The organism is Bordetella genomosp. 13 (assembly GCF_002119665.1).
Classification (GTDB): Bacteria; Pseudomonadota; Gammaproteobacteria; order Burkholderiales; family Burkholderiaceae_B; genus Bordetella.
Map to the genome: position 1 here is coordinate 1412960 of NZ_CP021111.1, position 24479 is coordinate 1437438.

Sequence of the window (24479 nt, forward strand, 5' to 3'; positions counted from 1 at the left end):
ATGGCAAGCGCCAAAGACGTTCTCAAACAGATCGCCGACAACGAAGTCAAGTTCGTGGATTTCCGCTTCACCGACACCAATGGTCGCGAGCACCATGTGTCGGTTCCCGCCCACAGCGTGGACGAGGACAAGCTGGAAAGCGGCCAGGCCTTCGATGGCTCGTCGATCCCGGGCTGGAAGGGTATCGAGGCGTCCGACATGCTGCTCATCCCCGACGTGGAAACGGCCAACCTGGATCCGTTCCGCGAAGAACCCACGCTGATCCTGACCTGCGACGTCGTCGAGCCCTCGGACATGAAGGGCTACGACCGTGACCCGCGTTCGCTGGCCAAGCGCGCCGAAGCCTACCTGAAGTCCTCGGGCCTGGGCGACACCGCCTACTTCGGTCCCGAACCCGAGTTCTTCGTGTTCGACGGCGTGACCTGGAACACCGACATGTCGGGCACGTTCGTCAAGATCAAGTCCGAAGAAGCCCCCTGGTCCACCGGCCTGGAGTTCGAAGGCGGCAACATGGGCCATCGTCCGGGCGTCAAGGGCGGCTACTTCCCCGTGCCCCCGGTCGACTCGTTCCAGGACATGCGTTCGGAAATGTGCCTGGTGCTGGAGCAGATGGGCGTGCCCGTCGAAGTGCACCACCACGAAGTGGCCGCTCCCGGCCAGCTTGAAATCGGCACCAAGTTCAGCACGCTCGTGCGCCGCGCCGACTGGAACCAGGTCCTGAAGTACGTCGTGCACAACGTCGCGCACGCCTACGGCAAGACCGCCACCTTCATGCCCAAGCCCGTCGTCGGCGACAACGGTTCCGGCATGCACGTGCACCAGTCCATCTGGAAGGACGGCCAGAACCTGTTCGCGGGCAACGGCTACGCCGGCCTGTCCGAGTTCGCGCTGTACTACATCGGCGGCATCATCAAGCACGCCCGCGCGCTGAACGCCATCACCAACCCCGGCACCAACTCGTACAAGCGCCTGGTTCCGCACTTCGAAGCTCCGGTCAAGCTGGCCTACTCGGCCCGCAACCGCTCGGCCTCGATCCGCATCCCGTACGTCGGCAACCCGAAGGGCCGCCGCATCGAGACGCGCTTCCCGGATCCCCTGGCCAACCCGTACCTGGCGTTCTCGGCCCTGATGATGGCTGGCCTGGACGGCGTCCAGAACAAGATCCACCCCGGCGATCCGGCCGACAAGAACCTGTACGACCTGCCGCCGGACGAAGACGCGAAGATCCCGACCGTCTGCGCCTCGCTGGACCAGGCGCTGGAAGCCCTGGACAAGGACCGCGAGTTCCTGACCCGCGGCGGCGTGTTCAGCAACGAGATGATCGACGCGTACCTGGCGCTGAAGGAAGCCGACGTGCAACGTCTGCGCATGACGACGCACCCGGTCGAATTCGACATGTACTACAGCCTGTAATGGGCGCTCGGACGGGCCTGCGGGCTCGTCCGCACGGCACCGCCGGCGGCTGCGCCGCCGGCGCGCAGGGCGGGTCTGCCCGGCATCCTGGCGAGCCGGCGGTCTGTCCTGCGGCAAGCCGTTGCCCGCGGGGGGCCAGCGCCTGCCGCGGTTTTCCGCGGCGTCGCCGGCCGCTGGCCGGCCCGCGTGCCCGCCTTACGGCTGCTCTGGTGCTTTAGCGATGAATGTAGACGCCTTTGATTTGCTAGCCACGTCCGTTTTCCTCGTTAACGAGCGCGGCCACATCGAATACGCCAACGCCGCCGCCGAAGACCTGTTCGGCCGATCGCGCAAGCAACTGCGCGGCCTTTCCGCGGTAAGCCTGTTCGATCATCCCGAAGACCTGCAAGCCTCCATTGATGGCGCGGTCGCGGGCAAGTTCGCCGACGTGCGGCAGCTGACCTCGCTGCGCCGCATCACCGACTCGGTCGAAGTCACCGTCACCACCGTGGCGCTTGCCGGGCAGCCCTGGCCGGTGATGATAGAAACGCGCGAGATCGAGCAGCGCACGCTGGCCGATCGCAATCACCGTCTGGTCGAAGAGATCGAGTCGCACCGCGAGCTGCTGCGCAATCTGGCGCATGAAGTGAAGAATCCCCTGGGCGGCCTGCGCGGCGCGGCCCAGTTGCTCGAATCCGAGCTGCCCAGCGCGGCCCTGGCCGAGTACACGCAGGTCATCATTTCCGAGGCCGACCGGCTGCAGGCGCTGGTCGACCGCCTCAGCGGCCCGCAGCGCGTGCCGCTCAATGCCAAGCCGGTCAACATCCATGAGATCTGCGAGCGCGTCTGCGCGCTGATCCAGGCCGAGTTCCGCGACGGCGTCAGCCTGGTGCGCGACTATGACGCCTCCGTGCCCGACCTGTACGGCGACGCCGCCCGCCTGATGCAGTCCGTGCTCAACGTGGCGCGCAACGCCGCGCAGGAACTGACGCTGCAGAAGGCAGGCGCCGACGTGCCGTCGCCGCAGATCACGCTGCGTACCCGCGTGGCGCGCCAGGTGATGCTGGCGCACCGGCACCATCGCCTGGCGCTGGTGCTGTCCATCATCGACAACGGTCCGGGCGTGCCCGAGCACATCCGCGATCGCATCTTCCACCCCCTGGTCACGGCGCGCCCCGGCGGTACCGGCCTGGGCCTGTCGCTGGCCCAGGATTTCGTGCAGCAGCACGGCGGCCTCATCGAATTCGAGTCGCGTCCGCGACACACCGAGTTTCGCCTGGTCCTACCGATGGAGCCCCCACTTTGATGAAACCCGTTTGGATAGTCGACGACGATCAGGCCATACGCTGGGTGCTCGAGAAAGCCCTGGCGCGCGCCGGCATCGCCACGCGCAGCTTCTTCCAGGCTTCCGACGTGCTCGACGCCTTGTCGCGCGACATGCCGTCGGTGCTGGTGTCCGATATCCGCATGCCCGGCGGCAACGGCCTGGAACTGCTGCGCCAGATCAAGGAACGCCATGCCGGCCTGCCCGTCATCGTGATGACGGCCTTCGCCGACCTGGACAGCACGGTGTCCGCCTTCCAGGGCGGCGCCTTCGACTACCTGGCCAAGCCCTTCGACATCAACGAGGCGGTGGCGCTGATCCAGCGCGCCATGCAAGAGGCCGAGCCGCAGGATGACGCGCCGGAGCAGGCCGAGGGCCAGCAGACCGGCGAGCGCTGGATGATGACGCAGTCCTCGTCCACCGCCATGCAGGAGGTCTTCCGCGCCATCGGCCGGCTGGCCCAGTCCAAGGTCACGGTGCTGATCACCGGCGAGTCGGGCACCGGCAAGGAACTGGTGGCGCGGGCGCTGCACGGCCATGGCGCGCGCGCCTCGGGACCCTTCGTGGCGCTGAACGCGGCGGCCATTCCGCGCGACCTGCTCGAGGCGGAGCTGTTCGGCCATGAGCGCGGCGCGTTCACGGGCGCCAATACGCTGCGGCGCGGCCGTTTCGAGGAAGCGCACGGCGGCACGCTGTTCCTGGACGAGATCGGCGACATGCCCATCGAGCTGCAGACCCGCCTGTTGCGCGTCCTGGCCGAAGGCAGCTTCTACCGCGTGGGCGGCGCCCAGCCGGTGCGCGTGGACGTGCGCATCGTGGCCGCCACCCACCAGCCGCTCGAGCAGCGCGTCGAGCAGGGACTGTTCCGCGAAGACCTGTTCCATCGCCTGAACGTCATCCGCCTGCGGCTGCCGCCGCTGCGCGAACGGGTCGAAGACATCCCCGCGCTGGCCAATCATTTCCTGGCCGCCAGCGCCCGTTCGCTGGGCGTGCCGGTCAAGCGCCTGACGCCCGAGGCCACGGCGGTGCTGACCCGCTTCGATTTCCCGGGCAACGTGCGCCAGCTCGAGAACTTCTGCCATTGGCTTACCGTGATGGCGCCGGGGCAGACCATCGATCGCAACGACCTGCCGCCGGAGATCAGAGCCGTCGAGCATGCGTCCGCAGCGGCCGCGGTCATGCGCACGGCGGCCGCGGCCGACACGCCGGTATCCGCCCCGCCGGGGCACACCGGCACGGTGATCTATGCCGACGAGGCCATCCCCGCCGGCGGTTGGCAGGATGCGCTGCTGCGCGACGCGCAGCGCCGCCTCGAGCGCGGCGAGCCCGCCGTGATGGCCACGCTGACGCGGCAGTTCGAGAAGATCCTGCTGCAGAGCGCGCTGGACGCCAGCCGCGGCCGGCGTGTCGAGGCGGCGTCGCGGCTGGGTATCGGGCGCAATACGATCACGCGCAAACTGCGCGAGCTGGGCATCGAGGACGACTAGGCGGTAAGCCGGTCGCCGCCTCGTGCCGATGCGAGCGGGCCCGCGAGGGCCCGCTTTTCATTGCGGCTTCAGCAGCTCCACCAGTCGCCACGTATCCAGGAACGCCAGCACGTCGACGATCTTGCCGTCGCGCATCTGCATGCGCCACGCGTAGCTGTTGTCGTAGGCGCTGCCGTCCTTCGCGGTGGCGCGACCATCCCAGAAAACGATCACCGTGTCGTCGTCGGCGTGGATGTGCCGCACGAGAGGAACGATGGGCTTGGCCAGCTTCGCGCTGATCGGCGCCACCGACACGTCCAGCAGTTCCCGCCTGGAATGGAACACGCCGGACACCGGGCTGGCGCCCGCGATGGTCCATCGAGCCTGCTCGTGCAGCAGGTCGAATATCGTGCCGTTGCCCCGGCTCCATTGATCGAACGCCTGCCTGACCAGTCTCTCGTTCGCCTGCGCCTGCGCGTCGCGGGCCGGCTCCGCGCCTGCCGGCAGGCCCACTGCGGCGCCGGCCAGCAGTCCCGCGGCCAGGGCCAGCGCATGTCTGCGTATCGGCATCCCGGCCTCCTTATTCGGCTTCGCGGCGGAACACCATGCCGCCGTGGTGCAGCACGTCCTTGGAAACGAACACGCCGTCGGCGGTGAAACCGGTGTCGTCCCAGTATTCGATGCGGTTCCCGGTGACCTCATAGCGGCCCCGGTAGGCGCTGGCGCGGTCGCCGCGCGCTTCGTCGTAGCGGTTCTCGGGCAGCAGTTCGTGGCGGATATAGCCGTCCTCGGTGACCCACATGCCCACATAAGGATGATTTGCCATGGCAGGCTCCGTTGCCGCGCGGGAGTCGGCCTGCGCGGGCTGGGCGGCGGCCAGGCCCGTGCAGGTGCTTGCGATGGCCGCGGCCAGCAACGGAGCGGCGAAGGTACGCATCGCGGCGGCTTTCAGTACCGGCACGGTGTGCTTCGCGGTCGGGCCCGATGCGGACGGCATGAGGTGCGGTCGATTCATCATGGTTCCTCCGGAACGTCGAGATTGAGGCGATGGCTGGCGGCGGTCGTCCGGGGAGCGTCGTCGATATCGCCGACGCCCTGATGGAGCGGCCGCGTTTCGTATGGCCATGGACGTGATGTTAGGAAGGGAGGACGCGGCGGCGAAGGCGCGTTCCTCTACGATCCTTGTCCAAAACTATCGACTGCATAAGCCATGCAAGCGGTGCGCAAGCGGGGCAGGCCGGCGGTCTTGCGGTCCATCGACGCGCCGTACGCGTCCGGATCGCGATGCGCGGCGGCGCACGGCCGCTGCATCCGCGTGTAACGCAATCGTCATTCCGCGCCCGCACAATGCGGTGTTTTTCAGGATGGGGTAAGAGGCTTGCCGGCGCGATCGCTTGCTGCGTCAAGGTTCCGGGTCGGCTCTGCCGCCGGTCGCGCGTTGCCCGCGTCGCGGATATGCGCTCGCATCGGGGCGGGTTGAACCGGCGCCGCGCGGCCGCGTGCATGTTGAGCGCCGCGGTCTGCGCCGCGTCTGGCGTGGCCGCGCCGGCCGATGCCGCGGCCATGCCGTCCGACCGCGATGCCGCCGCCGAGCCGTCGGCCGACGACGCCGTCTTCCTGTTCGACATTCCCTCGCAACCCCTGGAGGCCGCGCTGGATCAGTTTGCCGTCGTATCCGGCCGATCGGCCTTGTATAGCAGCGCCATGGTGGCCGGAAGAATGTCCGCGGCCCTGCGCGGCCGCCATACGCCCGAACGCGCGTTGCGCCGCATGCTGGCCGGCACCGGACTGGCGGTCGAGCACGCCGTGTCGGGGCGCGTGGAGGCATTCGTGATCAAGCGCGCCGACGCGGCTTCCAGCGGCGAGGGCGATGCCGATGAAGGGGCCCTCCGGACGCGCCTGGCCGCTTTCGACCGGCAACTGCAGGCCCAGGTCTGGTCCGCCTTGTGCAGGCGCCCGCTGACCGCCGCATCCAACTATCAGTCGGTGCTGCGTTTCGAGGTGACCCAGTCGGGCCGCCTGGCGCGCGGGCGCGTGATCGGCTCCACCGGCGATCCGCGCCGCGACGCCGCGCTGCTGGACGCGCTGGGCAGCGTGCGCATGGGCAGCGCGCCGCCCGCCGAACTGGCGCAGCCCGTCACCTTGCTTATTCTTCCGGGGCGATCGGATCGCCCGGCTTGTCCCGCGGGAGCCGGCTGATGTCCGAAGAAGTCAGGCTGCTGCTGCTCGATTTCCTGTCGAAGAACTATGGCGACCTGCGGCGGCGCCTGCTGCGCTTCCTGCGCAGCACCGACCTGACCGACGACGCGCTGCACGACACCTGGCTGCGGGTGCGGCGGCTCGAGAACCAGTCGCCCGTCATCAATCCGCGCGGTTTCCTGCTGCGCATGGCGGTGAACACCGCGCTGAACCAACTGCGCAGCCAAAGCCCCATGGTGCCGCAAAGCGAGGTGGACTCGGCGCTGGAGCTGGCCGATCCGGCGCCCGGGCCCGAGCAGATCGCAGCGGCGCGCTCCGAGATGGAGGAGCTGCTGCAGGCCATGCAGCGCATGCCGCAGCGCCGTCGCGACGTGCTGCTGCTGGTGCGCTGGGAAGGCATGCCCCAGAAAGAAGTGGCCGAGCGCCTGGGCGTGTCCCTGCGTACGGTCGAGCTCGAGCTCAAGCGCGCCAACGACTATTTCGCCGCCCGTCTGGGCTCGAAAAAATAGTTTGCGGGTTTCAGCACGCCTATGTGTCTTCCTTTTGAATACCCCTCGATATCCATGCGGGCGCGCCGCGCGGCGCGCCCCGGATTGCCGCCCGACCGGGCCAAGGTAGCTTGCGCATGACCTCATCCACGTCGTCTTCCGGCGGCGGTCACGACTCCGCCGATTCAGTGCGCGCCGAAGCCCGCATCTGGCTCGAGCGCCTGGCGCTGGGCGGCGTCACGCAAGCCGACATGCGCGCGTTCCGGCGTTGGCAAGGGGCCAGCGACGCGCACGCGGCAGCGTTCGAAGAAGCGAAGCGGCGCTGGCATGCCTTGAAGCCGGTCGCAGGAGAACTGCTGCGCACCGATCCGCGCGCGGCGGCGCGCCACGAGCGCCTGGCGCGCGGGCCGCAGGCCATGGGCCGGCGCGCCTTCCTGGGCGCGGCGGTCGGGGCCGCGGCGGTGGCGGGCGTGGCCATCATGCATCCGCCGCTGGGCCTGTGGCCCGCGCCGGCAGAGTGGGGCGCCGACTATCGCACGGCGACCGGCGAGCAGCGCGCCGTGGCGCTGGCCGATCGCGTCAGCGTGGTGCTGAACACAGGCACCAGCATCCGCCGCGCGGACGGTGACGCAGGCGGCATCTCGCTGCTGGGCGGCGAGGCCGCCATCGATCTGGCCGCATCGGCCGAACCTTTCAGCGTGCAGGCCGGCCCCGGCCGCGTGCTGGCCGAGAGCGGGCGTTTCCAGGTGCGCTATCTGGCGGGGCAGGCGTGCGTCACCTGCCTGGACGGCATGGTGCGCGTCGAACATCCGATGGGCGCACGCGTGCTGCAGGCGCGCGAGCAGGTGCTGTACGACGACCGTATGGTCAGCGGCACGGTGGGCATCGAGCCCGACGAAGTCTCGGCTTGGCGGCGCGGCGAACTGCTGTTCCGCCGCACGCCGCTTGCACAGGTGGTGGACGAGATCAACCGCTACCGGCCCGGCCGCGTGGTGTTGATGAACGACGCCAAGCGGGACGTGCCCGTCAGCGGACGTTTCCGTACGGCGGTGCTGGACGAAGCCATCCTGCAGTTGCAGCACACCTTCGATCTGCGCGCGCGCGAGCTGCCCGCCGGTGTGCTGCTGCTGAGCTGAGCCGCCGGGCGGCGCCGCTGCCACCAGGTCCGTGATTCTGGTCGTCGCAAAAAAGTTTACGGGTTTGCATATGCCCGCGTGTCTTTCCACATGAGGGGATCGACATGCCGGCGCCGCGGGGCGCGGCCTGACGATCCGGATGGATACGGCGGCCCGGATCGGCCGCTACAACTTTCGGCGGGATAGGCACATGGGCATGCACGGCGACGCGACACATCAACCCGGACTGTACGGAGGCGGCGGCGCCTTGCGCCTGGCGCCGGTGGCGCGGGCGCTGGCCCTGGCGCTGGCGGCCGGCGGATTCGCCTGGCATGGCGACGCACAGGCGCAGGCCTGGTTCGCGGCATCCGGATCGAGCAAGGGCGCCGGATTCAGCACCGACGCCCGCGCCCGCGCGATGTCCGCCGGCGTGGCGGCAGGCAGCGGCACCGCCGCGCAACAGGCCGCGGCGCGCCAGAAGCTGGATCGTTCCATCGGCAACCTCAACGTGGCGGCGCAGGCCATCGCCGCGCAGCAGGCCGCGCAGGCGGCCGCGCGCGATGCGGCGCTGGCCGCTGGCGCGCACATACCCGACGGGCTGGCCGACGGCGGCCTGAAGGTCGACACGAACGCGTTGACGGCCGGCTGGCGCAACGCACAGGCGCCGGTGCAGACCGTCGCGAACGGCAAGACCACGGTCACGGTGCAGCAGACGGCCGACCGCGCCATCCTGAACTGGGAAACCTTCAACGTCGGCCGCGACACCACGGTGGACTTCCGCCAGCAGGCCGACTGGGCAGTGCTGAACCGCGTCAACGATCCGTTGGCGCGCCCCTCGCAGATCGAAGGGGCGCTGCGCGGCGACGGCACGGTGCTGGTGGCCAACCGCAACGGCATCGTGTTCGGCGGCGGGGCGCAGGTGGACGTGCGCAACCTGGTGGCCGCCGCCGCCAGGATCGGCGACCAACAGTTCATCGACCGCGGCATCTACGGGGCCGACGGCACGGCCGCCACATTCACCGAGGCGCTGGGCAGCGTCGAAGTGCGCCCTGGCGCGCAGATCCGCACCAGCGTGCCGAAGACCGTCACGCAGGGCGGCGGCTATGCGCTGCTGCTGGGCAAGGACGTCGAGCAGGGCGGCACGATCCACGCGCCGCGCGGACAGGCGCTGCTGGCCGCGGGCGACAGCTTCGTCATCCGTCGCGGACAGGGCTCCGAGGGCAATCAGGATTCCACCACGCGCGGTAGCGAAGTGCTCGCGGCGGGCGTCGGCACGGTGCGCAACACCGGCCTGATCCAATCGCCGCTGGGCGACGTGACGCTGGCGGCCAACCGGATCGAGCAGGCCGGCGTGCTGGCCGCCACCACCTCGGTGGACGCGCGCGGCACGATCCACCTGACGGCAACCGGCGCGGACAGCGCGGTGACGCTGCGCGAAGGCGCCGTCAATGCGATCCTGCTGGACGCCAGCACCGCCACGGCGCTGGACGGCCAGCGAGACAGCCTGCTGGCGCCGTCGCTTGCCAACGACGCGGATGTGCAGCCGGCGGACCTCTATCGCCGCGACCTGTCGCTGGTGCGGATCGACAGCGCCGGCTCGGTGGATTTCCACGCCGGCACGCTGACGCTGGCCACGGGCGGCCAGGTGGCGGTGAAGGCCGGTACGCGCGCACTGGTGCGCGACGGCGCGCAGATCGACGTGTCGGGCGCGGTGGGCGTGCCCGTGTCGATGGCGTCCAACAACCTCAAGATCAACGTCCAGGGCAACGAGCAGCGCGACGCGCCGGGCAACCGCGACAGCGGCAAGCTGGCCAACAGCGACGTCTGGATCGACGTGCGCGACCTGGTCTACGTGCCCGCGGGCACGGGCGGCTACGCCAGCGATCGCTGGTACACCGCGGGCGGGCTGCTCGAGGTGGGCGGCTACCTGGGCACCCGAGCCGTGCCCGCCGGCCACTGGCTGGCGCAGGGCGGCATCGTGCGCTTCGACGGCGGCGAGGTCGTGACGCAGTCCGGCTCGCTCATCAACCTGTCGGGCGGCACGCTGGACGTGCAGGCGGGCCGCATCAACATGACGTGGCTGCGCGGCGAGGATGGCCGCCTGTACAGCGTCGACCGCGCCCCGGGCGATCTGCTCTACAAGGGCGTCTATCGCGGCTACGAGGCCATGTCGGCGCGCTGGGGCGAGGACGCCACGCGCCGCTTCTACAGCCCCTTGATCGCGCCCGCGTCGCGTTTCGAGCCGGGCTACACGGTGGGCCGCGACGCGGGTGCGCTGGTGGTGTCCACGGCCGGCGCCGTGCTGGAAGGGCGGCTGGTCGGCGAGACCTTCCAGGGCGCGCGGCAGACCGAGGCGCCGCTGCCCGAGACGGAGGGATACGGGCAGTCGCATCGTGCGCAGTCGCGCCGCGGGCAGCTGATCGTGGGCGACTGGCGCTATTCCTACGACGCGCGCAACCGCGTGCTGCTGCCCGCGCTGGGCGCGACCGGTCAGAACATAGGCAAGGTGGTGGTGGAAAGGGACGTCGCGTCGATTGCGCAGGGCCTGGACCTGCAGGTCGCGCTGCCCGATGACCGCAAGGGCGTGCTGCGCCTGGACGCGGCGCTGCTGGACGAGGCGGCCCTGGGCGCCGTCCGCCTCGCGGCGCGCGAGAGCATCGCGGTCGATGCCGGCCTGAACGCCGCCGCCGGCGGCAGCATCACGCTGTACGCGCCGCAGGTGGACATCCGCGCCGACGTGGTCACCCGGGGCGGCAGCATCCAGGCCGGCAACGTGCTGAGCCAGCCCAACGGTCCGCGCGTTGGGGACGTGGCGCTGGCGCCGCCGGCCGGCCAGGCGACGTACCTGTCCGTGGCCGAAGGCGTGCGCCTGGACGCCAGCGGCCTCTGGAGCAACGGGATGGACGGCGCGCAGGCCCTGGCGGCAAGCGTGCATCGCAATGGTGGCAGCGTGGCGCTGCGCGGCACCGGCGACGTCAGCGTGGCCGCGGGCAGCCTGATCGACGTGTCGGCGGGCGCAGTGCTGCTGCCTGATGGCACGCTGCAAGGCGGTCGCGGCGGCAGCGTCACGCTGGCGGCCGACGTGATCAGCGACAAGAGCCTGCCCACCGGCGGCCGCCTGGCGATCGATGGCCGCGTGCAAGGCTACGGCGTGACCGGCGGCGGTACCCTGTCCGTCTCCAGCGGCGGCGCCATTCTGCTGGGCGGCGAGCCACAGGCCGCGCAGGACGCCGACGCCCTGTGGCTGGCCGCCGGCACTTTCCAGACCGGTTTCGCGCAATACACGGTGAACGGCCACGGTGGGGTCGCGGTGGCCGATGGCGCGGCCATCGACGTGACGGTGCCGGTTTATCGCAAGGCTCCCGGCACCAGCGATGGGGCCGCGTCGCCCGGCACCTTGCTGTCCCTGTGGACTCCGCCGATCTATCAGGAAGACCCTGCCAAAGCCGTGCTTACGCAACGCCGGGGCGCGAGCCTGACGCTGCAGTCGGACCGTAATGGCACGGGCTCGGCCATCGAAGTGGGCGAGGGCGCGCGGCTTGCCGTCGATCCCGGCCAATCCATCACGCTGCGCGGCGCAGGGCAGATCACCGTGCTGGGCAGCCTGGTGGCGCCGGGCGGCCATATTTCCATCGACGATGCGCGGCCGGATGCGGTGGCGTTCGACAACACGGCCCATGCGAGGTCGGTCTGGATCGGTGAGCGCGCCGTGCTGGACGTGGCCGGGCGCAGCCATGTGGCGACAGGCCGCCAGGGCCAGCGCTACGGCGTCGTGCAGGACGGCGGCAGCATAGCAATCGGCGGCACGCTGAACTGGGAGACGGGCGACCTGATGGCCCACGGCGAGCGCTACATGGACCGCCACCTGGTCCTGCGCCCGGGCGCCCTGCTGGACGCCTCGGGCACGCGGGCGGTGCTGGACCTGCCGGGCCGAGGCGCCACGGCCGTGGCGTCCGACGGTGGCAGCATCGTGCTGGCCTCGGCCAACAGCCTGTACCTGGACGGCCAATTGCGCGCGGCCGCGGGCGGTCAGGGCGCGGTGGGCGGCACATTGGGCGTGGCGCTGGGCGGCGCGTTCTACAACAAGAACGGCCTCACTGCAGGCGTGATGCTGCCGCGCGTGCTGACGCTGTCGCAAGTGCAGGGCGCCAGCGTGCTGGACGAGGGCCTGCGTGCCGGTGAAAGCGATCCCGCCCTGGCCTACGGCACGGCTGCACTGGGCGTGGACCGTATCCGGGCAGGGGGCTTCGGCAGCCTCTCGCTGTTTGCGACGACCCTGATCCATGGCGACGTGGATCTCTCGATGCCGCACAGCCTGCGTCTTGTCGGCGTGCCGTTCGTCCATGATGACGCGCCGGCGGGCACCACGTTGCGCTTGGCCGCGCCGCATCTGTTCCTGGACGCGGCAGGCTTCCGCCAATTGGAAGGCGGCGATTCGTTCAGCTCTCCGGGCCGCGACATCCCGGGCCTGACGACCGGCTGGATCGAGCGCGGCCACCAGGCCCGCCTGGACGCGGATCTCATCGACGTGCGCGGTGTGCTGGACTTCAACCACTACGACGACGTGCTGATCGCCAGCCGGGGCGACATCCGGGTGCACAAGAACATCCCGGACGTGTATGGCGACGGGACGAGACTGTCCGCCCCGCAGGCCTTGACGATCGTCGCCGCGCAGATATACCCGGTGACCGGTGCCGCGGGCGCGATATCCGCGGGTTATGGCCACAGATTGGACAACGTACGCAACCCCGACGCCATCCTCACCCTGCGCCGCGCCGATGGCGCGCTGCCAGACGTGCCCTATTCGGCGTTCGGCGCGCTCTCTGTGATCGCGCCCACCATCGAGCAGGGCGGCGTGCTGCGCGCGCCGATGGGCATCGTCACCGTCAGCGGCACGGACATCGGCCCGTCGAAGGTCACGTTCCTGCCCGGCAGCGTCACCTCCGTCAGCGCGGCCGGCCTGGTCATGCCCTATGGAGGCACCGCCGATGGCATCAACTACCAATACGCCGGTGCGCGGATCGAACCCACGCCGGCGGGCGGCAGGTCCATTTCCAACACGACCTATCGCAGGGTGGAGATCGAGGGTGCGGAAATCGCGGTGGAGCAGGGCGCTCTGCTGGATCTGTCTGGCGGGGGCGATCTGCGCGGCGCGGCCTTCGTCAACGGGCGCGGCGGCTCGGTCGACATTCTCGAGCATGCGATGGCAGACAGCAATCCGGCCGCGGGTTTCGCGCCGTCAGGCAATGGCGTGTATGCCATCGTGCCGTCATTCAACGGCGCGTATGCGCCCGTGGTGGCCGAGTCCGGAGCCGGCCTGCCGACCGTCGGCCGCCAGGTGACGATCGAGCATGGCTTGCCGGGCCTGCCCGCCGGCACCTACACACTGCTGCCTTCCACCTATGCGCTGTTGCCCGGTGCGTTTCGCGTCGAGATCGGCGCGGCGTCTTCCGGGGCATCCGCCGTGACGGCGCGCACCCGCGGCGGCTCCGTGGCTACACAGGGCTTCCTGGGGACGGCGAACATCGGCCAGCTCAACGCCCTGCCCAACGCGCTGCTGGTGACGCCGGCCGACGTAGTGCGACGGCATTCGCAATACAACGAGACGTCGTACGCGGAATTCCTGCTGGCCGATGCGGCGCGGCGGGGCATCCCGCGCGCCATGCTGCCGGTGGACGCGGCCATGCTGGCGCTCAGCCTGCAGGCCGGCGCGGGCATGAACGGCAAGACCGCCTTGCGCGTGGAAGGCAAGGCACGTTTCGCGCCCGCCGCGGGCAGCGCGGGTTACGGCGGTACGCTGACGATACGCGGCTCCGATGCCGGGATGGAGGTCCTGGCCGCCGGGCAGGCGCCCATCCTGGGGCCTGGCGCCACGGCGGTGCATGCCGACGCGCTCAACGCCCTGGCGCCGGTCCGGCTGGCGGTGGGGGGCATATTGTCGGGGGAATACGGCTCGGGGAGCCAGTTGGTGGCCGGCGGGGGCGAACTGGTCGTGCGCAGCGGCGTCACGTTGAAGGCCGCCGAGATCGTATTGGCCAGCAACGCAACGGGAAGCATCACGGTCGAACCGGGCGCCACGTTGAGCACGCTGGGCCAGGGCTCCATGCCCATGGACGCCCGCAATGGGTACTACCTCGAGACGCAGAACACGGGCGCGCTGGTCGTCTCCAACGGCTATGTCACCCTGCTGGCGCCCGAGTACAGCAATGCCACGCGCATCGATCTGGGCACCTGCCTGTCGCATTGCGGCGGCGTGGCGCGCATCGTGTCCGAAGGCTCCATCTCCGTGGCCACCAACGGCGTCTTCTCGATGGGCGACGCGGTCGAGTACGGCACGCGCAACCTGATGCTGAGCGTGTCTTCGCTGAACCTGGGATCCGCCCAGTCGCTGGCGGCCGCCCAGGCCGCGGGCGTCCTGCCGCCCGGCATGGCCCTCAGCCAGGACGTGCTGGACAGCCTGTTGCGCGGCAACACGGCGCTGGGCACGCCCGCGCTGGAAAGCCTCATCCTGACGGCGGGCGAGTCCGTGAACGTGTTCGGGTCGATGCTGCTCGATACCCGCGGCACGAACGGCGTGTCGTCCTTGCAGCGGCTGGTACTGGGCGCGCCGGCCATCTATGGCTATGGCGCCGCGGGCGATACCGCGACGATCCGCGCCAATGAATTCGTGTGGGCCGGTTCGCTGGCGGAGGATCCGGGGACCCGGATTCCCGGCTACGAAACGCCTGCCGCGCCAGGCGGCGCCGTGCTGGACCGCCTGGGCGACGGCACACTGGCCATCTCCGCGGACGTCATCCGTTTCGATGCGGCGCCATACCGGACGGCGACCTCGCTGGTGCCGGCCGACCGCCTGGTGCTGGGTTTCTCCGCGCTGACGCTGGATGCCGCCACGCAGATCACGGCCAACGGCATGGGCAGTCTCGCCGTGCACCATGCGGTGACGGGATACGAGGCGGGCAAGGGCTGGCAGTACCGCGGCGGCGACATCACCGCGCGCACGCCCTTGCTGACGAGCGAGGCAGGCGCGTCGCTGGACCTGCGCGCCGGCGGCGCGCTGACCGTGCTGGGCACGGGCGCCGCGCCTGGCGTGCGCGACGCGCTGGGCGGCGCGTTGAGCCTGGCCGCTCGGCTCATCACGCTGGATACCGCCGTCGCGCTGCCCTCGGGCAAGCTGACGCTGGACGCGCAGGAGGACATCGTGCTGGGCGGCGCCGCCCGCATCGACCTGGCGGGCCGCGAGATCGCCATGCATGACGTCAGCCAGTACAGCTGGGGCGGCGATCTGGTGATGAAGAGCGCCGAAGGCAACATCACGCAGGCGGGCGGTTCGGTGATCGATCTGTCGGCCCGCTACAACCGGGCGGGCCGCCTGCAGGCCACCGCGCTGGGCGCTTCGGCCGGCAGCATGAACCTGGCCGGCGCGGTGCTGGGCAGTGCCAGCGGACTGTACGACGCGGGCGGCACCTACGTGCCTTACGACGCTGCCGAGGTCACGCTGCGCGCGCAAACCCTGGCCGACTTCACGGGCCTGAACACCCGCTTGAACGACGGCCAGGTGTTCGGCGCGCGGCGCTTCCAGGTCAAGCAGGGCGACCTGACGGTGGGCGGCGAGGTCCGTGCGCGCCACGTCGAGATCGTGGCCGACGGCGGCAGCCTGACCGTCAACGGCACCATCGACGCCAGCGGGGTGCAGGTGGGCAGCATCTACCTGGCCGCCCAGCGGGATCTGATCATCGATGGCCTGCTGGACGCGCACGGTACGCACCTGCGCCGCGACAGCTACGGCAAGATCATCGACAGTCCGAACCGCGCCATCATCGACCTGACCTCGCGCCAGGGCACGTTGACGCTGGGCACGGGTGCGTCGTTCGACCTGCGCGCGGGCGCCGCGCAACCCGCGTTGCACGACGGCGTGGCGCGCGGCACGCTGGACCTGAACGCACGGCGCACGGGCGGCAACGACGCGCGCGGCGCGCTGGCGGGATCGGGCGACGGGGCCAGCGGCGTGGCGTTGACCGTGGCGGGCACGCCCGTGATCCAGGGCGCCAGTCTCGTGGCGGTCAATGCCTTCCGCCGCTACACCGATGCGCCGGTGGCCGCGCAGCCCGACGTCACGGGCAAGACGCCGCAGTTGATCTCGCAGGGCTACTTCGGCGACGACACCCAGGGCATCCACAAAGAGAATCTGGACTTCATGGCGCTGGCGGGGGGCAACGCGTCGCTGGGCGACACCTTGTCCCGCCTGGGCGCGCGCCTGCGGCCTGGCGTGGAAATCGCCAGCGCCGCGCCGGACGGCGACCTCACGGTGGTAGGCGACCTCGATCTGTCGGGGTACCGCTACGGCCCGGGCGTGGACACGACGCGCCGCGGCTTTGGCGAGCCCGGCGTGCTGGTGCTGCGCGCCGGCGGCAATCTGAACATCCACGGCAGCATCAACGACGGCTTCGCGCCGCCGCCGGACACGCCGGACGATATCGATGGCTGGCAACTTTTCGAAGGCCGCTACAACGCGTCGACCGGGCAGACCCCGTTCGGCAGCGATCTCGTCATCCCCGTGGACAGCGTGACCCTGGATATGGGCACGGTCTTTCCCGCGGGCCGTGCGCTGAACTACGACCTGCCGGCTAGCCAGGCAACCTTGCCCGCGGGCACCGAACTGCCCATGGCCGTCACCCTGGCAGGCAATCTGGCCCTGTCGCCCGGCCTGGTGCTGACGGGCGAGGTGATCATGGCCGACGGAACCGTACTGGCGGCCGGTACGGTCTTGAAGGACGCACTGACGCTGGGCAGCGGCGCACGCCTGGGCGCCGGTTTCCGTCTGCGCACTGCCGTGGCCGTGCAGGCTTTCACGTGGCCCAGGGGCGTGGCGTTGCCGACGGCGTTGACGGCCAGCCGGCGGATCGTGCTGGCGCGCGGCGCGATCATCCCCTCGCAGACCAAGATCGAACTACCCGACGACGCGCCGGTCAGCCTGCGTCCGGCAGGGCCTGATGGCAGGCAGGGCCGCAACTGGGCGGTGGCGCCCATGCTGCAGGCCGGCGCCTCGTCGTGGGATATGACGCTGGTCGCGGGGGCGGACCTGGACTCGGCCGACATGCAGGCGCGCAACGCGCTGGGAACGGGCGACGTCGTGCTGGCCGATGCCCATTACGGCAAGCTCGGCAGCTATACCCGGCGCACCGTCATCGGCGGCGGCGGACCGCGCCTGACGCTGGAATGGGCGAACAACAACTGGCTTCCCGAACTGGCGGGCATGACGTATGCCGAAGCCGAAAACTGGCTTCAGACGAACTACTTCGTCAGTTGGATGGACTGGTTCGGCATCTCGTTCGAGGAGACCTGCACGGTACCGGGCAGTTGCGAGGGGGGCGATGATTCGGGCGAGGCGCCCGAAGTCATCACCGAGTACGCGTACCGGTACGGCACACCTTCCTTCAGCGTGTTGCGTACCGGCACGGGCGATCTGTCCCTGATCGCCGGGCGGGACGTGGGCATGATGTCTGTCTATGGCGTCTACACGGCCGGCACGCCCACCTCGCTGGGCGTTGCGGATGCCCGCTTCCAATTGGCGCGTGGCGGCATTAGCGAAGGCAGCGCGCTGGGGCCCTATCAGGGGAGCGAATTCGCCGGCGCCATGGCGGTCTACCAGGCCTGGTATCCCGACTTGGGCGGCAACCTGACGGTGTCCGCGAGCCGGGATGTGTACGGCGATGCCTGGGGCGACAACGCCCAGAACGGCGTCACCTACCCGAACCAGGACTGGTCGCGCCAGGCCAGTGCGGCGGTGGGCACTTGGCTCTGGCGCCAGGGCGGGCAGGACATCGCTGGCGTGCAGGACATCGCCACCAGCTGGTGGATCAACTTCGGCACTTACGTCAACAAGTCGGAGCGTGCGGACGGCCAGCCGCGCCTGGTCGGCTTCACGGGCTTCGGCACGCTGGGGGGCGGCAATCTCAGCATTTCGGCGGATCGCCATGCCGGCGTGCGCGATGCGCGCGGGGATGCCCTGGCGCCGATGAATGATGCCACCCCGCGCTCGCAAGGCCTGGTGGCCGCCGTGGGCGGCACCGGGCGGGTCGTGGACGGCGAACTCGTGCTGACCGGTGGCGGCGACCTGGATCTGCGTATCGGCGGCGCCCTCAATCCTGGCGTGCGGGCCACGCAGCAGAGCGACGGCACGGTGGGCAACGGCGGCACCTTCATGCAGAACGGAGGCACCATCGACCACTTGGACCTGAACGGCGTGCTGACCAACCTGCGCGGCAGCCTGACACTGTCGGCGGGCAAGGTGGGCGCGGTTTCATTGACCTATGGCGATGGCGCCGATCTGCGCGCCAGGGATCCCTTCGCGGTGCGCGGCGGCCAGGGCATGGGCGGCCCGGTGCTGATGCTGGGCGATTCGACGGCGTGGCTGCAGACGCGTGGCGACCTCGTGCTGGGCGGCGCTGGCGACCCGGGCCGCACTCGACTCTTGAACACGACCCCGTACCGCCTGGACGGCGCCACGGACCCCGAAGCCGCAGGCGGCGAGAGCTGGTTCTCGCTCTGGACACCCGCCACGGCGGTCAATCTGGCGTCGGGGGGTGGCAACCTGGTGCCGATCAGTTTCCACAACAACTACAACTCGGGATCGAATCTCTGGACGGAGGGCACCCATTACGTTCCCGGGGACGACTCCAACAATTATGTGATCTATCCCTCGATTCTGCGTGCGGTGGCGGCGGACGGCAACATCATCCTTCCCGTCGTTCCTTCCGCGAGCGCCGTCAAGCGATACACCCTGATGCTCGCCCCGTCTTCGTCCGGGGAACTGGCGTTCCTCGCGGGCGGTTCGGTGCTGGCGCAGGGCGGGCCTGGCGTTTCCATGTCGGGCGCCGATACGGCACTGCCCAATCCGTTGCGCCCCGCATTCGCGACGGGCCCGCTAACCGGCGCGAGCACGCTGTCCAACACCTCCAAGGACGGCACGCGCACCGTCGACGCGGGGGCTTATCCGCTGTTCGCCTTCGGCGTCAATTCGCCGTTGGAGCGAGCACTGCATGCCGGCAACGGTACGCCCGCGCGCTTCTATGCGGTCGACGGAGACATCGTTGGCCTGACGGCGGGCACCACGACATCGATGCTCGCCCGCGGCTACCCGGATTGGACGACCGTCGCCGCGGCGCGGTGGTTCGAGGCGGCCACGCCCCTTGCGGTGCGCGCGGGGCAGGACATTCTGGGCTTTACCGGCGTGGCGTTGCACAACGACGCGGCGGACGTCTCGATGGTGCAGGCCGGCCGCGACATCGTGCACGCCGACTTCACGGTGGCGGGGCCCGGCACGGTCGTGCTGCATGCCGCCCGCCAGTTCCGTCAGGACGACGTGGCCAGCGTGCGCAGCATCGGTCCGCTGATCCGCGGCGACGCCCGTCCCGGCGCCAGCATCGCGGTGCTGGCCGGCGTGGGCGCCGCCGGCCCCGATTACGCGGGCTTCCTGGCGCGCTACCTGGATCCGGCCAACGCGATGGCCACGGGGCCCGGCAACGGCCTGGATGCCCAGCCCGACCGCGTCGTGCAGACCTATGGCGGCGAGCTGACGTTGCGCGACTGGCTGGCCGCGGAGTATGGCTACACCGGCACCGAAGCCGACGCGCCCGCCGAACTGGCGCGCCAGCAGGCGCTGCGCGATGCCGACACCAGCGGCCCGCGCCGCGATCTGGCGCAGGACTATCGCCAGGAAAGCCAGCTGTACCTGGTGAACTGGCTGCGCGACGCGCACGGCTACGAAGGCGATGCGGCCGGCGCGCGCGCCGCGCTGGACGCCCTGGCGCCCGCGCAGCGCGACATCTACGCCCGCCAGCTGTACTTCGCCGAACTGCGCAAGGGCGGCCGCGAGTACAACGACGAGGGCGGCCCGCGCTTCGGCAGCTATCTGCGCGGCCGGCGCGCCATCGGCGCGTTCTTCCCCGAGACCGACTCGCAGGGCAATGCAATGGCTTATGGCGGCGACTTCACCATGTATGGCGGCGCCGGCCTGCACACCGATTTCGGCGGCGGCATCCAGGTGCTCACGCCGGGCGGACAGCAGGTGATCGGCCTGGAAGGCGAAGCGCCGCCTTCGACGGCCGGCGTGGTCACGCAAGGCCGCGGCGACATCGAGATGTACGCGCAGTCCAGCATCCTGCTGGGCCAGAGCCGCATCATGACGACCTTCGGCGGGCACGTGCTGGCGTGGTCGGCCACGGGCGACATCAACGCGGGCCGGGGCGCCAAGACCACTGTGGTCTACACGCCGCCGCGGCGCGTGTACGACGCGGTGGGCAACGTGGCGCTCAGCCCCACCGTGCCCAGCACCGGCGCCGGCATCGCCACGCTGAACCCGATTCCGGAGGTGCCGCCGGGCGACGTGGACCTGATCGCACCGCTGGGCACCATCGACGCGGGCGAGGCAGGCATCCGCGTGTCGGGCAACGTCAACATCGCGGCGCTGCAGGTGGTCAACGCGGCCAACATCCAGGTGCAGGGCGACTCCAAGGGCATCCCGGTCGTGGCGGCGGTGAACGTGGGTGCGCTGAGCAACGCCAGCGCGGCGGCAAGCAGCGCGGCGACCTCGGCGCAGGATGCGGTGGCGCGCTCTCGGGCCGCGGCAAGGCAGAACCTGCCGTCGATCATCAGCGTGCAGGTGCTGGGCTTCGGCAACGAGCCTGCGCCGCGCAGCGCGCCCGAGCCAGGCCCGTCGGCGGCGCGCGCGGACTCGGCCGGCGGCCGGGTGCGGGTACTGGGACATGGCGACACGCTGCGACCCGAGCTGCTGACGCACCTGACCGACGAGCAGCGGCGGCTGCTGCAGCGGGAACGATGAGGCGATCCCGACATGGACATGATCGGTGTTTACAGCCATGGCATGGATTCCGTCGCCGGTCTCGGCTCCGGCTGGGGCGATGTCGGCATGGCCCCGACCGGGAAGTTCGTGCCCACGCTGCGCGAAGTACTGGCGTCGAACTACGTGCTGCTGCAAGGCCGGCTGCGGCGTCGCCTGGGCAGTGCGGACCTGGCCAGCGAGTGCCTGCACGAAGCCTGGCTGCGCCTGGGGGACGCCAGCGTGCCGGCGTCGATCCGGCATCCGCAGGCCTATGTCTATCGCGTTGCCTGCAACGTGGCGGTGGACATGCTGCGGGCGCAGCGTCCCGGCCAGCATCAATGCCTGGACGAGGCGGGGATGGAAGCCATGCCCGACGAGGCGCCCGGTCCCGAAATGATCGCGTCCGCGCGCTCGGGCCTGGCCGCGGTCGAGCGGGCCCTCGATCGCCTGCCGGCCGGCCATCGCACCGTGCTGTCTGCGTTGCGGCTGGAGGACCAGACGCGAGGCGAGGTGGCGCAGCGGCATGGCATGTCGCTGCGCCGCGTCGACACGGTGCTGCGGCAGGCGCTGGACTACTGTGCGCAGGCCTGCGGCGAGACGGTCCGGGTCGGTGTCAGCGGGCCACGGCGGGGATTGCCTCGGCGATGGTGTGCGCAGGCCGAGGCGGGCAGGGCGTCGGCTTCGCCGCGTGCGGCAGCCAGGCCGCGTGCGCGCGCCGCGGCTTGCCACCCGCCCTGACGACTTGCCGGTATCGATCCACCGAGCGCCTCGTTGAGCAAGCGCAACGGCCTCGTCAGAGCCCGAATCCCAGCAGGCTTTCGCACAGCTTCGGCGACTTCAGCCGCTCCAGCCACCACGCCAGCCCCGCGCCCGGCTGGCGCGCCTGCCACGCATACACCACGTTCTCGTCCAGCGGTACGCCGCCCTCGATAGGGCACACCACCAGCCGGCCCTGCGTGATGTAGGGCGCGGCCAGCGTCAGCGGCAGATAGCCGCAGCCCAGGCCGCGCATCTGCGCTTCCAGCTTGCTCTGCATATTGGGCATCACGATCATGGGCTGCTGGTTCAACAAGCCGCGCGTGCGCGCGGGCAGGTCGCGCGAGGTATCGGCCACCACGACCGCGCAATAGGCCGCGATGTCGGATGGGACCAGCGGGCGATTCAGCGCGGCCAGCGGGTGCTGCGGCGCCACGCAGAAAGCGAACTGCGTCTGGCCCATCGCCTGCGACCGGAAAGCGTTGCCGGGTGGCGACCCCGCCGCGTCCGCGCCGATGATCAGGTCGGCGCGGCCCGAGGCCAGCGCGTCCCAGGTGCCGCTGAGCACCTCGCTGGTAAAGCGCAAAGTGGTACCCGGACCCGCCTCGCGAAACGCTTCGATGACTTCGTACAGCGGCTGCCAGGGCAGCACCGCGCTGACGGCGATGCGCAGTTCCACTTCCCAACCCGTGGCCACGCGCTTCACGCGATAGGCCAGTTCGTCCAGCGATTGCAGCACGTGGCGGCCGTCTTGCAGCAAGGTCTGGCCGGCCGGCGTCAGCTGCGCCCGATGCCCGCTGCGATCGAATAGCAGCACGTCGAGCCCGTCTTCCAGCTTGCGGATGGCATAGGTGACGGCCGAGGGCACCTTGCCCAGTTCGCGCGCGGCGCGCGCGAAGCTGCCGTGGCGCGCGATGGCGTCGACCATGGACAGCAGTTCGGGAGTGATGGGCTGGTTCATCGCCAAAAGGCCTCAGAAGTCATTCAAATGTATTGAATGATTCCATCAAAACGGCTCACCCTCAAGCTGAATCGGCAGGCGCACAATGCCTTTCATGCGGTGAACGACACGACGCCCAAGCGGCCCGGTCCCACCTAAGCCAAGTCATTCATAATTTTCAAAGGAGTTTGCCATGATCACGCTTCGACGCGCTGCCGATCGCGGCCACGCCAACCACGGCTGGCTCGATACCCATCACACTTTCTCGTTTGCCAACTACTACGATCCCGAGCACATGGGCTTCGGTCCGCTGCGCGTGATCAACGATGACCGTATCGGCGCGGGCCGCGGCTTCGGCACGCATGGCCATCGCGACATGGAGATCATCACGTATGTGCTGGAAGGCGCCGTGGCGCACAAGGACAGCATGGGCAACGGTTCCACCATCCGCCCGGGCGACGTGCAGCGCATGAGCGCGGGCCGCGGCGTGCTGCACTCGGAGTTCAATCCGCAGCCCGACCAGCCCACGCACCTGCTGCAGATCTGGATCGAGCCCGACGTGACGGGCATCGCGCCCGAGTATGAGGAAAAGCGCTTTCCCGAAGACGAGAAGCGCGGCCGGCTGCGCCTGGTTGCTGCTCCCGACGGCGCGGACGGCGCGGTGCGCATCCACCAGGATGCCCGTCTGTACGTGGGCCTGTTCGACGGCGACGAGTCGGCGCGGCTCGAACTGGCGGAAGGCCGCAAGGCCTGGGTGCACGTGGCCCGCGGCAAGGTCACCGTGAACGGGCATGCGCTGGAGGCGGGCGACGGCCTGGCGGCGTCGCAAGAGGCCGCGCTCGACCTGTCGAAAGGACAGGGCGCCGAAGTGCTGGTCTTCGACCTGCCGTAACGGCGTCCGGCGGCCCGCGCGATTGCGGGCCGCCGGCTGGCCGTGGCATCGTTGCGCAAACGACGCCGCGGCAACCATCGCCGCATCCCGTTCCTACACAGCATTCCCTGATCCGTCGCGCAGTGCTGCGCCCCATTCTTGCGCTTACCTGGAGTCTCTCATGTCCGACCTGTCCACCTCCGTCGACACCATCGTCGTCCCCCGCACCAGCGACATCGGCAATTTCGAGGTGCGCCGCGCGCTGCCCTCGGCGCAGCGCCGCACCGTCGGCCCCTTCGTGTTCCTGGACGAGATGGGTCCGGCCGTGATCCCGGCCGAGGTCGGCATCGACGTGCGCCCTCATCCGCACATCGGGCTGGAAACGGTCACCTATCTGTTCGACGGCTCGATCGTCCATCGCGACAGCGCCGGCAACACGCAGACCATTCTTCCCGGAGAGGTCAACTGGATGACGGCCGGGCGCGGCATCGTGCATTCCGAACGATCCTCGCCCGAAGCGCGTGCCGTCGACCAGCGCCTGTTCGGCCTGCAGATGTGGGTGGCGCTGCCGCACGAGCACGAGGAAACCGACCCCGGCTTCGTGCACTACGGCCGCGACGCGCAGCCGGTGGTCGAAGGCGAGGGCGTGCGGGCCCAGGTAGTGGCCGGTTCACTGTTCGGGAAGACCTCGCAGGTGCGCACCCTGTCGCCCCTGTTCTACGGCGACATCACGCTGCAGCCGGGCGCGTCGGTGGACCTGCCCGCCGAGCACGAAGAACGCGCGGCCTACCTGGCCGAGGGCAGCGTCACCATCGAAGGCATACAGCACGAACGCGGCCGCCTGCTGGTGTTCGCGCCCGGCCGGCCGGTCACCGTCACCAACACCGGCAGCACGCCGGCCCGCTTCGCGGTGGTGGGCGGCGAGCCGCTCGATGGCCCGCGCTTCCTGTGGTGGAACTTCGTGTCCAGCAGCAAGGATCGCATCGAGCAGGCCAAGCAGGAGTGGCAGCGCGACCGCTTCGGCCAGACGGTGCCGGGCGACGAGACGGAATTCATTCCGCTGCCCGAGCCGCGCGCCTGACGCCGC

The 24479-nt window shown here is 70.1% G+C and carries 13 protein-coding genes; 10 read left to right on the plus strand and 3 right to left on the minus strand.

The genetic code is table 11. The features are described from left to right. The 3 genes from glnA (at window position 1) to ntrC (ending at window position 4203) form a co-directional block, all read left to right on the plus strand. Window positions 1-1413 carry a type I glutamate--ammonia ligase gene (gene glnA / locus CAL15_RS06355; RefSeq protein ID WP_086077805.1) on the plus strand — a complete coding sequence of 471 codons (1413 nt, stop codon included), beginning with the start codon at window positions 1-3 and terminating at the stop codon, window positions 1411-1413. Window positions 1414-1633: 220 nt separating this feature from the next. Next, complete coding sequence (gene glnL / locus CAL15_RS06360) at window positions 1634-2698, plus strand: nitrogen regulation protein NR(II) (protein ID WP_086077806.1); 1065 nt, start codon at window positions 1634-1636, stop codon at window positions 2696-2698. Beyond that, the gene (ntrC, locus tag CAL15_RS06365; protein WP_198299238.1) at window positions 2698-4203 is read left to right on the plus strand and encodes a nitrogen regulation protein NR(I); all 1506 of its coding nucleotides are present in this window, start codon (window positions 2698-2700) and stop codon (window positions 4201-4203) included. Before glnL ends, ntrC begins: the two co-directional genes overlap by 1 nt. A gap of 57 nt (window positions 4204-4260) precedes the next feature. Here the strand turns inward: ntrC and CAL15_RS06370 are convergent, their stop codons facing one another. Continuing rightward, window positions 4261-4752, minus strand: coding sequence for a nuclear transport factor 2 family protein (locus CAL15_RS06370; protein ID WP_086077808.1), 492 nt, complete (start codon window positions 4750-4752; stop codon window positions 4261-4263). A gap of 10 nt (window positions 4753-4762) precedes the next feature. Beyond that, entirely contained in the window at window positions 4763-5200 is a 438-nt protein-coding gene (locus CAL15_RS24605) for an Atu4866 domain-containing protein (protein ID WP_232468133.1), read from the minus strand. A 485-nt stretch (window positions 5201-5685) separates the two neighbouring features. On the opposite strand from CAL15_RS24605, the gene CAL15_RS06380 reads away from it, so the two are divergent. From CAL15_RS06380 to CAL15_RS06400, 5 genes are all read left to right on the plus strand, one after another. Beyond that, on the plus strand, window positions 5686-6381 hold the full coding sequence (locus CAL15_RS06380; RefSeq protein ID WP_157666612.1) for a secretin and TonB N-terminal domain-containing protein: 696 nt from the start codon (window positions 5686-5688) through the stop codon (window positions 6379-6381). Beyond that, the gene (locus tag CAL15_RS06385) at window positions 6381-6890 is read left to right on the plus strand and encodes an RNA polymerase sigma factor (protein ID WP_086077810.1); all 510 of its coding nucleotides are present in this window, start codon (window positions 6381-6383) and stop codon (window positions 6888-6890) included. Before CAL15_RS06380 ends, CAL15_RS06385 begins: the two co-directional genes overlap by 1 nt. Before the next feature lie 116 nt (window positions 6891-7006). Further along, on the plus strand, window positions 7007-8005 hold the full coding sequence (locus CAL15_RS06390; RefSeq protein WP_086077811.1) for a FecR family protein: 999 nt from the start codon (window positions 7007-7009) through the stop codon (window positions 8003-8005). 190 nt (window positions 8006-8195) lie between these two features. After that, window positions 8196-20825 (plus strand): filamentous haemagglutinin family protein, encoded by a 12630-nt coding sequence (locus CAL15_RS06395; RefSeq protein ID WP_198299160.1) that lies wholly within the window; start codon window positions 8196-8198, stop codon window positions 20823-20825. Between the two features lie 12 nt (window positions 20826-20837). After that, window positions 20838-21563: an RNA polymerase sigma factor gene (locus tag CAL15_RS06400; RefSeq protein WP_086077812.1), complete on the plus strand. Its 726-nt coding sequence runs from the start codon at window positions 20838-20840 to the stop codon at window positions 21561-21563. A 55-nt stretch (window positions 21564-21618) separates the two neighbouring features. Here the strand turns inward: CAL15_RS06400 and CAL15_RS06405 are convergent, their stop codons facing one another. Beyond that, window positions 21619-22542, minus strand: a complete 924-nt coding sequence (locus tag CAL15_RS06405) for a LysR family transcriptional regulator (RefSeq protein WP_086077813.1) — start codon at window positions 22540-22542, stop codon at window positions 21619-21621. 172 nt (window positions 22543-22714) lie between these two features. Here CAL15_RS06405 and CAL15_RS06410 point away from each other — a divergent pair, with 172 nt between their 5' ends. Together CAL15_RS06410 and CAL15_RS06415 are read left to right on the plus strand one after the other, a co-directional pair. Further along, a complete protein-coding gene (locus CAL15_RS06410; RefSeq protein WP_086077814.1) occupies window positions 22715-23413 on the plus strand; it encodes a pirin family protein in 699 nt (232 codons plus the stop codon). Between the two features lie 160 nt (window positions 23414-23573). Continuing rightward, window positions 23574-24473, plus strand: coding sequence for a pirin family protein (locus tag CAL15_RS06415; RefSeq protein ID WP_086077815.1), 900 nt, complete (start codon window positions 23574-23576; stop codon window positions 24471-24473). Window positions 24474-24479 lie beyond the last annotated feature (6 nt).

Coding starts and splice junctions, on each gene's coding strand:
- glnA (WP_086077805.1), top strand. CDS start 1: ATGGCAAGCGCCAAAGACGTTCTCAAACAGATCGCCGACAACGAAGTC.
- glnL (WP_086077806.1), top strand. CDS start 1,634: ATGAATGTAGACGCCTTTGATTTGCTAGCCACGTCCGTTTTCCTCGTT.
- ntrC (WP_198299238.1), top strand. CDS start 2,698: ATGAAACCCGTTTGGATAGTCGACGACGATCAGGCCATACGCTGGGTG.
- CAL15_RS06370 (WP_086077808.1), bottom strand. CDS start 4,752: ATGCCGATACGCAGACATGCGCTGGCCCTGGCCGCGGGACTGCTGGCC.
- CAL15_RS24605 (WP_232468133.1), bottom strand. CDS start 5,200: ATGATGAATCGACCGCACCTCATGCCGTCCGCATCGGGCCCGACCGCG.
- CAL15_RS06380 (WP_157666612.1), top strand. CDS start 5,686: ATGTTGAGCGCCGCGGTCTGCGCCGCGTCTGGCGTGGCCGCGCCGGCC.
- CAL15_RS06385 (WP_086077810.1), top strand. CDS start 6,381: ATGTCCGAAGAAGTCAGGCTGCTGCTGCTCGATTTCCTGTCGAAGAAC.
- CAL15_RS06390 (WP_086077811.1), top strand. CDS start 7,007: ATGACCTCATCCACGTCGTCTTCCGGCGGCGGTCACGACTCCGCCGAT.
- CAL15_RS06395 (WP_198299160.1), top strand. CDS start 8,196: ATGGGCATGCACGGCGACGCGACACATCAACCCGGACTGTACGGAGGC.
- CAL15_RS06400 (WP_086077812.1), top strand. CDS start 20,838: ATGGACATGATCGGTGTTTACAGCCATGGCATGGATTCCGTCGCCGGT.
- CAL15_RS06405 (WP_086077813.1), bottom strand. CDS start 22,542: ATGAACCAGCCCATCACTCCCGAACTGCTGTCCATGGTCGACGCCATC.
- CAL15_RS06410 (WP_086077814.1), top strand. CDS start 22,715: ATGATCACGCTTCGACGCGCTGCCGATCGCGGCCACGCCAACCACGGC.
- CAL15_RS06415 (WP_086077815.1), top strand. CDS start 23,574: ATGTCCGACCTGTCCACCTCCGTCGACACCATCGTCGTCCCCCGCACC.